This is a genomic window from Flexithrix dorotheae DSM 6795 (assembly GCF_000379765.1).
Classification (GTDB): Bacteria; Bacteroidota; Bacteroidia; order Cytophagales; family Flammeovirgaceae; genus Flexithrix; species Flexithrix dorotheae.
Map to the genome: position 1 here is coordinate 277120 of NZ_KB903432.1, position 12171 is coordinate 289290.

The following is a 12171-nucleotide window of genomic DNA, read 5'->3' on the forward strand; positions in this document are numbered from 1 at the left end:
GATATAATCTGTTGATCTTCCAGAAATCAGTTTATAATACTTATTCTCCTGACAATTTAAATTGGTTAATTCCTTCTTTCAGATCAGCTGCAATTTCAGATAACCTGGTACTTGAAGCGGTAATCTCATCCATATTAATATTCAACTGCTGGGCAGAACCTGCAACTTGTTGCGATCCGGCAGCAGTTTGCTCTGCCACCACCACAATTTGCTCAATATTAGTCACCACCGAATCAATTGATTTCTTTTGTAGTGCAGTCGCATTTTTAATTTCTTCTGAATAACTAAAAGTATATTCGCTAGATTTGGAAATTTCCACAAAGATTTCTTCGGCTTCCCGGGTAGCTTTATTTCCATTATCCACATTCAAGCCCATAGTCTCTATAGCTTTCCCTGCAGAAATGGTATCTTTTTGTACATCGGAAATAATCTTTTCTATTTCTACGGCCGACTTTCGGGAGTTTTCAGCCAGTTTCCGAATTTCGTCCGCTACTACTGCAAACCCTCTTCCTGCATCACCAGCTCTGGCAGCTTCAATTGCAGCATTTAGTGCCAGTAAATTCGTTTGGGCAGCTATATCGGTAATCACATTAAGCGTTCTCCCAATTTCCTCTGCCCTTTGCGTTAATACATTAATAGAATCTGAAGTAAGCCCTGCAGAAGTGCTAATATTACTCATGTTTTCCACCAAATCCTTAATTGTCCTCAACCCTTCCTCACTTTTCTTCTTGCCATTTTCAGCAGTTTTATTGATAATACTTGCCTTATGCTCCATTTCATTTGCAGAGAGTTTTACCTGATTTACCAGTCTGGAAGAAGCATCTGTTTTAGCAGCCTGATCCTGAGCACCCTGAGCCATTTGGCTAATAGCTGTACTTACTTCAGAAGTGCTTCTGTTGATAACCTCGCTTTTGCTCAATACCTGTTCAGAAGAACCACTTACTTCTTCGGCAGTATTTCCAATTTTACCTAATAACTGGTTGAGGTTGGCAATTGCCGTATTCAGCGAATCAGCCATATTCTTGATATCTCCCTTAGCTGCCATCCTGAACTGATGTGTAAGGTCTCCTTTTGCCATTTCGGAAATAATAGAATTAAATTCCAAAACAGGTTCGGCAATGGATTGTAACAAACTATTTAAGGACTCTACCAAATCTTTCCAAGTCCCTTCTGCATCCTCTAAATTCAATCGGGTATTCAGGTCTCCTTCATCACCCGCCTTTTTTACCACCCTATTTATTTCTCCTACAATTTCCTTCAGGGTATTTCTCAGGCTAATATTATCTTCAATCATTTTTCCCACATTTCCTTCAGCCTTCAAATCTAATTGAGCTTCAAAATTTCCTTGTTTTAATTCACTTACAAACTCACTTACTGCATTTAGTGCTACAGTAAATTCGGTGATATCTGTAGCATATTTCACCACTTTGTAAGGCTTTCCTTCCAAATCGAAAATTGGGTTGTAAGTCGCCTGGATAAAAATCTCTTTTCCATTTCTACCTAACCTTTTGAACGTACCCGAATTAAACTCTCCTCTGTTCAATGCTTCCCAGAAAGCTTTATACTCATATGAATTGGCATATTCATTCTCACAGAACATTCTATGATGTTTTCCTTTAATTTCATCCAAATCATATCCTATCAGGTTGAGAAAATTGTCATTTGCCTCAATTACAGTCCCATCCAGATTAAATTCAATTACGCCATAAGATATATTTACCGCTTTGAGCTGACCTTCATAATTGGCATTTTTCAGTTTGCTTTCTGTAATGTCTGTGGCCAGTTTAATTACCCTGGCAGGTTTTCCCGCCTGATCAAAAACCGGAGTATAATTGGCCATCATCCATACTTCCTCTCCATTTTTATCCACCCGCTTAAATTCACCTGATTGTGGTTTCCCATTTCTTAAATCATTCCAGAAGTTAAGATATTCAGCTGTTCTGATAAAATCCGGATCACAAAACATTTGATGATGCTTTCCTGTAATTTCATCAATGCTATATTTCATTGCCGACAGAAAGTTGTCATTCGCCCTTACAACAGTTCCATCCATATTGAATTCAATAAATGCTGAAGTGGAATTAATCGCTGCCATTTGTCCATCCATTTCCACCTGTCTTTTGGCCATTTCTTCCTGAGTGGCGTGCATTTCTTCCATGTTTTGCCTCAATTCTTCTTCCTGTGCCTTTAGATTTTCAGCAGATTTATGGGCTTCAAATTCCAGTTTTTTTCTGCTGGTAATATCACTGGCAATTTTCACTACTTTTATCACTTTCCCATTTAAATCGGAAATGGGATTGTAAGTACCCTGAATCCAGAAACTATCGCCTTTTTTGGTAAATCTTTTGAATTCACCACCCTGAAATTCTCCGTTTTTCAATGCTTTCCAGAAATTCTTATAAGCCTGGCTTTTCACATATTTTTCCTCACAAAAAATCTCATGATGTTCCCCCTCAATTTCACTAAAATCATATCCGGTTAAAGTCAGAAAGTTATCATTGGCGTTTAAAATATGACCGTCTGGAGTAAACTCGATAACTGCATTTGATTGATTGATCGCACTAATTTTTCCATTTACATCCAACTGCTCCAACTTAGCAACTGTGATATCATTAGCCAGTTTAATCACCTTCACCACTTTTCCATCCTTATCTTTCACTGGAGTATAATTGGCATTTAACCACAATTCTTCACCAGACTTTTTAAATCTTTTAAACTCACCGGTTTGTGGAAAACCCTGACTTAGCTTTTTCCAAAAACGCTGGTATTCACCAGATTGAGCATAGCCTTCTTCACAAAAAATTCGATGATGTTCTCCTTGAATTTCATTTAGTGTGTAACCAACCGCATTGAGGAAAATATCATTAGCATTTTGAATATTTCCATTAATATCAAATTCGATAAATGCTGAAGTGGAGTTGATTGCCGCCATCTGCCCGTTTATTTCCGTCTGTCTTCTTTCCATCTCCTCCTGTGTGGCTTTCATCTCTTCCATATTCTGTCTTAATTCTTCCTCCGTAGCCCGAAGATTCTCATTCATTGCCTGAGTATCTTTCTCAATCTCTTTCTGTCTGGTAATATCAGTGGCATATTTCACTACCTTATATGGTTCTCCTTCAAGATTAAAAACAGGGTTATAGGAAGCCTGAATCCAGATTTCTTTTCCACCTTTCCCCAACCTCAAATACTCACCACTATCGAATACTCCCTGATTTAGACTTTCCCAAAAAGCTTTGTATTCAGGAGAATTGATTGTTTCCCGATCGCAAAACATACGATGATGCTTGCCTTCAATTTCAGATAACTTATAGCCAAACGCATTTAGAAAATTCTGATTTGCAGAAATTATAGTACCATCCAGGTTAAACTCAATTACTGCATTTGATTTTTGTATGGCATCAACCTGACTTCCATAGTCAGCGGAAATCAATTTTTGTGCGGTTATATCAGAGGCTAGTTTTACCACTTTAACAATATCCCCATTTTGGTCAGTTACCGGGGAATATGAGGCCTGAAGCCAGATTACTTTTTTCCCCTTGGCAAATCTTTTAAATTCTCCTGATTTAGGTTGTCCTGCTTTCAGGTCGTTCCAGAAGTTTTTATATTCAATACTTTTAGCGTAAGATGGATTGACAAAAATACTGTGAGGTTTTCCTTCAATCTCTTCTAAGGAATATCCCATGGTTTCCAAAAAAGTATCATTAGCGGATAAAATATTGCCTTTTAGATCGAAAGTTATAAGTGCAAATGCAGCGTTAATGGCATTTATTTGAGCAGACATTTCCAGGAATAGATCATCTTTTTCCTTTCCAGAATTTTTGGTTTGAGCATTTCTGGTTCTGCTTCGCTTTACAGTATTTTCCATTAGGTTATTTCAAAAAAATTAAAAAAATGTTAGTAGTAATTAGATTATATTAAATGAAAAAGTCTTCAAAATCAGTCAATTAAAAATTGAATTAGTTTTTTGAAATAAGTAGTAGTAATTGATTCTTCAATTTTGTTTGAAGAGGTCTGGTTAAGTCTTAATAAGTGTAAATTCCTTACGGTTAGTCTTTTGATGAACGGAGGTATTCAAAAGTAATTTTACCCCTTGTTAATTTTTTTTGAGGTGCTTTTAGGAAATGATAAAATAAAATGAAGGTATTTTAAAAATAGTATTTTTCATTAAGGTCAAAAATTATAATTAGGGTGAAAAATATTTTGACCCTTTAAAAATGAAGGAGGTAAGACAAGGCCAGTTTCATAACACAGTGAATATTGTTATTTTTATATTCCTGATCAGCGTGAAAAATGGAATAAACTTACTAACATCTAACTCTCAAAACTGATAAAAGGCGAGGCAAATCGGTAAATTCAGTTTAGGAACAAAGTTGGAATTTTTAATCTATAAAAAATAAATTGTTCGGTGGGAAAAATGGACAAATTTTTTGAGGAGATGATGGCCAGTTTCGGCAAAGAGGATCCTCGGTACATCAGACTAGATAATGATTTGTTCAAATCAAAAGCCATTAAATTGACAAAAATTCCATTCCAAAACTTCACTAATCTATCGGAAATAGAAATTTTAAGTATAAAGAATCATGCCATTAAAAAAGTTTCCAAAAGAATAGGGGAGCTTAAATCCCTCAAATTTTTGGATTTATCAGACAACCCGATTGAATACCTTCCAAAGGAAATAGGTAATCTTTCAGAATTACTAATATTCAGTGCTTCCGATTTGATAAGACCGGAAATGGAAGCCTACCTTGAAATGTTAATGGAAGGAAGAACATATGACCCCATAATTACCAATAATGCCGGATTAAAGGATTTACCCGAACATTTTGGTAATTTGAAAAACCTGACCTCTTTAAAAATAGATGGAAATCGGTTTGAAGAAATTCCCAACTGCATATTAAAGTTGACCGATCTTGAAAGTCTTGATATCAGTTTTAACCTAATCGACCGAATTCCTCCTGAAATTGGACAGCTTAAAAATTTAGTTTATCTCCAACTAAGCTTTAATCGTTTTCACGAATTGCCTGAAGAAATATCCCATCTTAAAAAATTAAAGCGGCTAAGATTGGATGGTTTACAACTAAGAACGCTTCCAGAAACAATTGGGGAATTGTCGGGGTTGGAAATGCTGGAAATTTCCTATGGAAAAATAGAAATTGTACCTAATGGAATTAAAAACCTCACTAACCTTAAAAGTCTGTATTTAATTCAAACTCAAATTTCAGATATTGATTTAAATATGATAAAAGTAATGCTGCCTCATATAGATCTGCATTTAAACTTGCCGGTATATTAGTTTTTAAAGAATATTATTCTGCCTTTATTTTTTAAATTCAGGAAAATAATTATGGGATTGTATTCCAAAACAGTAAAATAAAATTACGGCATTAAAGCTGCTTTTTTTAAGCAAAAAATTGACATTTGTGACACAAAAGTCCTTTTTGCTTCTCCGTAAAATCTTCAAAAAACTGCTTAAAAGCAACAACTCATTTTTCTTATAATTATCAGCCTTATAGAGGATCCAAATCAGACAAAATCCAACTCAATCTAATATTTAATTATATTTTGAAAAGTAACATAAAATCAGAACAATATTTTAGTGTGGTTAGCTGACAAAATATGTAAAAAGTAACAAGACTATTTCAGATGGAGGTTTTTTATTACAATGTCGTTTTATTCTTTTTGAAAATGTTCCATATATTTCCATTGATACCTTGAACCCTTTTTTATTCTGATAACCCTATAGAATATTTTTTTAAACCCTAAAACTATTGATTTAGAAATTACCCCATTTCCCGATCAACAATAGCTCATTCTAGTTACCAGGGATTTCGCTTTTTTCTATTCCCTCAAGACATTGGGCAAACCAAAAAATTTGTTTCTTATCACTACTGGAAGCCAAAGGAATCGCCAGGTATATGAGCTTTTCCGTAAAAACTAATTACTTTTCAAAAATGCCCTGAGTAGAAGTAGTTTTATAGAAATGACTAATGAAGGAATAATTAAAAATAAATAATTCTAAGGCGGGCTCCAACTGTAACCTTTCACCCCAAAAAAGGATTAAAAGATTGTAAGTCCTCTGGAACATTTAGATATTTGAGCATAGTAGTATGGAAAATTAACTACATATGATTTACATAAATGCTACACTTAATTTAAACCGAAAATGACCTTGACGAACCTATTTAAAGGAAAAACCAGCTGGATAATTACTTTTGTCGGACTAATATTACCTATTACTTTAAGTGCTCAACATCTGCAAAACGATTATAAAAGTTCTGAGATTATTTCATTAAAACATTGGCTTGATTTAGATTATGTTGGTGATAGACACATTGGACATAGGCTGGATATTCATCTTCCTGATAAAGAGTCTGATAAATATCCTGTTGTTATCAGTATTTACGGCAGTGCCTGGTTCAGCAATAACTCAAAAGGAGCCACCTTCGCAGTAGGTATAGGGCAAGCATTATTAAAAGCAGGATATGCAGTCGTCACTATTAATCACAGAGCTAGTTCTGATGCTAAATTCCCTGCTCAAATACAAGATGTAAAAGCCGCTGTTCGATTTGTTAGGGCGAATGCTTTAGCATTTTCTTTGGATACAAGTTTTATAGGAATAACAGGTTGGTCATCAGGAGGACATCTTTCTGCATTTGCAGGTACTAGTAACAATATCACTACTTTTGAATTCAATGGAAACACTATTGATATTGAAGGAAGTTTAGGTAATCACACCTCATTCAGTAGCCAGGTAGATGCCGTTGTGGATTGGTTTGGTCCTACAAACTTTCTGGTAATGGATAACTGTGGTAGCACTATGAAACATGATAATGATACATCACCAGAATCATCATTAGTAGGAGGAGCAATTCAGTCCAATAAAAATAAATGTCATTTAGCTGACCCGGTAACGTATATCAGTAAAAACGCCACTCCTTTTCTAATTATTCATGGAGACAAGGACCCTTTAGTCCCTTTTTGTCAGAGTGAATATTTATATGAAAAATTAAATGAATCTGATATTTATTGTGAGTTTATTACAGTTGAAGGGGGTAAACATGGGCCTGGCGTTTTGATTCCTGAGTATTTACAACAAATGATTTCATTTTTCGACAAAATAAGAATTGATAAATAAAAAACTAAGCCTAATTATTTAAGGATTAAATTCAGGTGAGGCCTAGGAACTCCACAGAGTTTTTCCTTGTGTAGAACAGTCCTATAATAGAGTTTAGGTCCAGAATAAGCCTTATGTAATTTCAGTTTTTACCCAGTTTTGCTACCTTTAGGTTTGGATCAACAAATACTAAAAACATGCTGGGCTTGATCGAATTGGAAAGCTTTTTTTAACTTAATGTTTTTGTGTCTGGGGCTTTTGAGGCTGTTAAACCCACACAGTTTTTATCTTAGGGTTAAAATCAACCAAAAAGTATACGACATTCGAAAATCTGTATAGGGACATAAGGCTACTTCCATCCGACCTTTGTCTTATTCTTTTAATTATTAAAAAAATAGGCAAACATGAAAACGAATCAATTTGGGACCAATGGTTGGACCCCCGACAGAATAAAAGACCTTAGTGGTAAAACATATGTAATTACTGGCACTACAAGCGGAACGGGGTTTGAAACTTCACGGATACTTCTTTTAAAGGGCGCTAAAGTGGTGATGCTAAACCGTAACCCTAAAAAAGCCGAGGATACCCTAGTAGCTTTGAAACAAAAACTTGGTAATGTTATTGATGTTGTAAATATTCAAATGGACTTAGCCGAACAAGCTTCTGTAAAAAAAGCAGCCACAGAAGTTTTGGAGAAAGTTACACGTATTGATGCCTTGATATGTAATGGTGCAATAGCACAAGTGCCAACTCAAAAGAAAACTGTGGATGGTTGGGAAAGTCAGATGGGAGTGAATTATTTCGGACATTTTACACTGCAAGCCCTACTATATCCATTGATTGAAAAATCAAAAGGACGGGTTGTAACAGTTGGTAGTATGGGGTATGATATGGGTATCAAAACCATCAAGTTTGATGATTTAAACTGGGATAAGAATTACACTCCTAACAATGCCTATAGCCAAAGTAAACTCGCTCAGATCATGTCTATCTACGAATTACAGAATAGATTGGAAAAAGCAGGTAAAACCGATGTTAAAGCTTTTGCATGTCACCCAGGTGCTTCCAGAACATCCCTTATTAGTACAAGTGGTAGTATAATGATGAGAATTTTATTCTACTTAATGACACCATTAACTCAATCAGCTGAAAAAGGTGCTTACCCTGAATTAATGTGTGCTACCGAAGTGAATTTGGATCAGAAAGCTTTTTATGGCCCTACAGGAAGGAGCAATTGGGTTGGTCCGGTTGGAGCACATCATATTGAACCACATGCTAAAGATAATGCGGTAGCCAAAAAATTATGGGATCTTTCGGAAAAAGAAACGGGGGTTAAGTGGAACTTTTAAATTAGAAACCTTAAAAAATATTAGATATGGACATCTTAAAAGCAGCTACAGATTGGGCAAAAGCCGAACTTATTTCAACACCCTTCTTCATTCTTTTTGGAGTGGCTTTTATGGCAGCAAGCCTGGGGTTTTGGCAATTAGGTAAAACTGACTTAGCCAAAGCTTACATCATACCTACCTTAGTAGCAGGTTTTTTATTGATGATTATAGGTCTTGGATTGTTCTTTACCAATAAGGCCAGAATTACTCAGTTTGAAAAAGACTACCACGAAGATGCAGTGGCATTTGTAACTTCAGAATTGGAGCGTGCGGATGCTACATTAAAGGAATATAAAAACATTGTTTTTACTGCGATTCCGCTCATCATAATGGCTTGTGCAATGGTCCTTTTCTTTGTAAACACCCCTATTTGGCGTGCAAGTATGATTTCCGCCATTGCTATGCTGGCGGTTATTTTGTTTATTGACGGCTTGGCCCAGGCCCGAATTGATGAATACAACAAACAATTACTAAAGGCCCAACAAGAAACTAAGAGTTAAGATGCAGCATTTCAAAACCTTATCAGCTTACTTAGATTACCTAGAACTTCCTCGGCCTGAGCACCCCATGTTTAGTATGTTCACTGCTATGGGTGAAAATTATCTGCCATGTCCAAAAGAGAGCTCGCCTCCCATTACAAACGACTGTTATTCCATTAGCTTTAAGAAATTCGTAAAGGGCGATTTAGTTTATGGACGAACAAAATATGATTTTACCAACGGTGCTTTGTTTTTTATCGCCCCAAGACAAGTGCTACAATGGGATGGCAGCGCAGTATTTGAGCAAAAAGGCTTTTCCATCAACTTTCATGAAGACTTTCTGAAAGGAACTGAGCTGGCTCATCAGATCAAGAAGTACGGTTTCTTTTCATACACTGCAAATGAAGCCCTGCATCTTTCACCCAAAGAAGAGAGACAAATCGAGTTGATCATAGAGAATATCGACCTTGAATACCAGAACAATCAAGATTCATTTAGCAAGGACATCATTATTTCTCATCTCAGCACGCTGTTGAAATATGCTCAACGCTTTTATGAAAGGCAATTCATCAATCGAATGGAACTTTCAAATGACTTACTGGACCGCTTTAATCATCATTTGGAAGACTATTTTGAATCTGGCCAGTTACAAGAAAACGGTATTCCCAGCATTGAGCAAATTGCAGATAAGCTGTCTGTTTCACAGCGCTATCTGAGCGATACACTTAAAAAGGAAACAGGAAAAACTACAACTGAGCATCTGCATCTATACCTTATTGATGAAGCCAAGGATTTATTGTTAAACCCCAAGAAAACTATCGCAGAGGTAGCCTACGATTTGGGCTTTGAATACCCACCATATTTTTCAAGATTATTCAAAAAGAAAGAAGGCATTAGTCCTACAGCATACAGGGAAAAGTATAAAATGAACTAAACCTACTTTACAAACAAAGGTCAAATTGTAAAGAAAAAAAAACTACTGCCAATCAAAATGGATCAAATACAAGTGGTCCTGGGGACTCTACTTAATTTTTCCTACTGTTGAACAAACCTAATGGGGATTAGGTCCTAAATAGATCCATTGTAATTTCAATTCTTTCTTGTTTGCAGTAATACTTTTTCCGTAGGGAGATTTTAATTGAAGTTGAAGCCTTTTTTTGAGATTTTTCAATGTATTTTTACCGGAGAAGAGTTTAGTTCACTTCCCTATAAATAAGCTTTAATTTTTAACGCCATTTTAAAGGTTAATCTATAACTTTATTATAATAATATGAAACAAAATATCGCCTTAATTACAATTTTATTAACAACACTATGCTTTTTATTTTCATGTTCAAATGATATTGAAAACAACTCTGATTCCAATAAATATTTAAAAATACAAGATGCTAGTTTTGAGGCTATATTGATAAATAAAGGAATAGATTCAGACAGTACTATTAATCAACAAATGTTGAGAGTAGAGGCAGAAGCTGTAGTCGAATTAGATTTAGGTACTTTAGAACATGGTGCTATTAATGATTTATCTGGAATTGAAGGTTTTAGCAACTTAAAAAAGCTAATTGCTAATCAACACGATATAGAGCAAATTGATTTGAGTTCTAATATTCTTTTAGACACAGTTTATCTTGCTGGAAATTATATTTCAAAGATTGATGTAAGTAAAAATACCAATCTAGAACTTTTAGATTTGGGAGCTAATGAGCTTACTGCCATAAGTGGATTGTCTGAGTTGATAAAATTAAAAGACTTGGATTTGTCATTTAATTATTTTGAAGAAATTAATATTGACAACCAATCCTTAGAAATCCTACACATGAGCAATAATGATTTGATTTCTATGGATTTCAGCGCTGCATTAAATCTTACAAACATATTATTAACTTCTAATAAGCTTACTAGTTTAGACATCTCTTCAAATAAAAAATTAGAAACCTTGTTAGTTTCTGATAATCAATTGCAATTCATAAACCTTGCAGAGAATAATGACTTGACCTACTTATATATAACCAGTAATTTACTTACTTCTTTAGATGTGAGTAACAATCTAAACCTCATTGATTTAAAGGTGGATAGAAATCCCCATTTAAACTGTATTAAAATAGAAAGTGGTCAAATTATTCCATCGTTGTCAATATCTGATTACCAGGAAGTAAATGATTCCTGCCAATAGTATTGGCGTCTTACCTAAAAAAGTGATTTAAAAGTTTCAAAATTATCATAAGGGCCAAGTCCTTTCTGGGCCCTATTTTATATTCCAGTATACCCTTTTATTACCTTTCTAATTATGGGATTTATGTTGAAGAATTTAAAATTTGACCCACAAATTCGATTTCAATAGTGACAGTTCACTTTCATGGCTTTTATAATGTGTGTCCATTATCCTGAAGCAAATGGTGAATTCACAATTAATGATCTGCCCGATGATAACAAAACAGAGAATCCAGAACTAAGGAATTCTGTAGAACTTTTTTACCTTATAGATAGTGCTTCAAAGAAGAATATGCTAGTTTTGATGAGGAAAAACTCTGAAGAAACAGTAAAATTGATTCAGCTTAATTAACTAAACTTTTGAAATAAAAATGATTAATCAGATCAAATCCAGTCTTTTTATCCTGAGTGCTATTATGCTGGTACTTTTTTCTTGTGGTAAACAGGAAAAAGTAGTGGAAGATAACTCACCAAAAAGGCCAAATATTTTATTCATCATGTCAGATGACCATGCTTATCAGGCAATTAGTGCATATGACGATAAGTTGTTAAAAACCCCGAATATTGATCGGCTGGCCGATGAAGGTATTTTATTTTCCAATGCCTGTGTAACCAATTCTATTTGTGCTCCTTCCAGGGCGGTAATCCTTACCGGAAAGCATTCTCATCTGAATGGAAAAATTGACAACCATTCCCCATTCGATACTACTCAGACTACTTTCCCACAAATATTCCAAAATGCAGGCTACGAAACTGCCATGTATGGGAAATTACACTTTGGCAACAATCCTAAAGGCGTAGATGATTTTAAAATTTTACCAGGACAGGGCCATTACATCAACCCAACCTTTATAACACCTCAAGGTGATACCACCATCACAGGGTATGTTACAGATATTATTACTGATTTGACCATAAACTGGCTTGATGAAAAAAGAGATAAAGAGAAGCCCTTTATGATGATGTATTTGCACAAAGC

8 protein-coding genes are annotated in these 12171 nt (G+C 35.0%); 7 read left to right on the top strand and 1 reads right to left on the bottom strand.

The features are described 5' to 3' along the window. Nucleotides 1-40: 40 nt before the first annotated feature. Nucleotides 41-3865: a methyl-accepting chemotaxis protein gene (locus A3EM_RS45645; protein ID WP_020527763.1), complete on the bottom strand. Its 3825-nt coding sequence runs from the start codon at nucleotides 3863-3865 to the stop codon at nucleotides 41-43. Between the two features lie 549 nt (nucleotides 3866-4414). Between A3EM_RS45645 and A3EM_RS0108475 the strand changes: the two genes are divergently transcribed. From A3EM_RS0108475 to A3EM_RS0108515, 7 genes are all read left to right on the top strand, one after another. After that, entirely contained in the window at nucleotides 4415-5293 is an 879-nt protein-coding gene (locus A3EM_RS0108475) for a leucine-rich repeat domain-containing protein (RefSeq protein ID WP_020527764.1), read from the top strand. Nucleotides 5294-6163: 870 nt separating this feature from the next. Next, the gene (locus A3EM_RS0108485) at nucleotides 6164-7135 is read left to right on the top strand and encodes an alpha/beta hydrolase (RefSeq protein WP_020527766.1); all 972 of its coding nucleotides are present in this window, start codon (nucleotides 6164-6166) and stop codon (nucleotides 7133-7135) included. 383 nt (nucleotides 7136-7518) lie between these two features. Next, on the top strand, nucleotides 7519-8463 hold the full coding sequence (locus A3EM_RS0108490; protein WP_020527767.1) for an SDR family oxidoreductase: 945 nt from the start codon (nucleotides 7519-7521) through the stop codon (nucleotides 8461-8463). 26 nt (nucleotides 8464-8489) lie between these two features. Beyond that, nucleotides 8490-9002 carry a hypothetical protein gene (locus A3EM_RS0108495; protein WP_020527768.1) on the top strand — a complete coding sequence of 171 codons (513 nt, stop codon included), beginning with the start codon at nucleotides 8490-8492 and terminating at the stop codon, nucleotides 9000-9002. Between the two features lies 1 nt (nucleotide 9003). Beyond that, nucleotides 9004-9915: a helix-turn-helix domain-containing protein gene (locus A3EM_RS0108500; protein WP_020527769.1), complete on the top strand. Its 912-nt coding sequence runs from the start codon at nucleotides 9004-9006 to the stop codon at nucleotides 9913-9915. A gap of 336 nt (nucleotides 9916-10251) precedes the next feature. Further along, a complete protein-coding gene (locus A3EM_RS0108505; RefSeq protein ID WP_020527770.1) occupies nucleotides 10252-11154 on the top strand; it encodes a leucine-rich repeat domain-containing protein in 903 nt (300 codons plus the stop codon). A gap of 454 nt (nucleotides 11155-11608) precedes the next feature. Continuing rightward, a partial coding sequence (locus tag A3EM_RS0108515) for a sulfatase-like hydrolase/transferase (protein ID WP_211211951.1) occupies nucleotides 11609-12171 on the top strand: 563 nt, incomplete at its 3' end.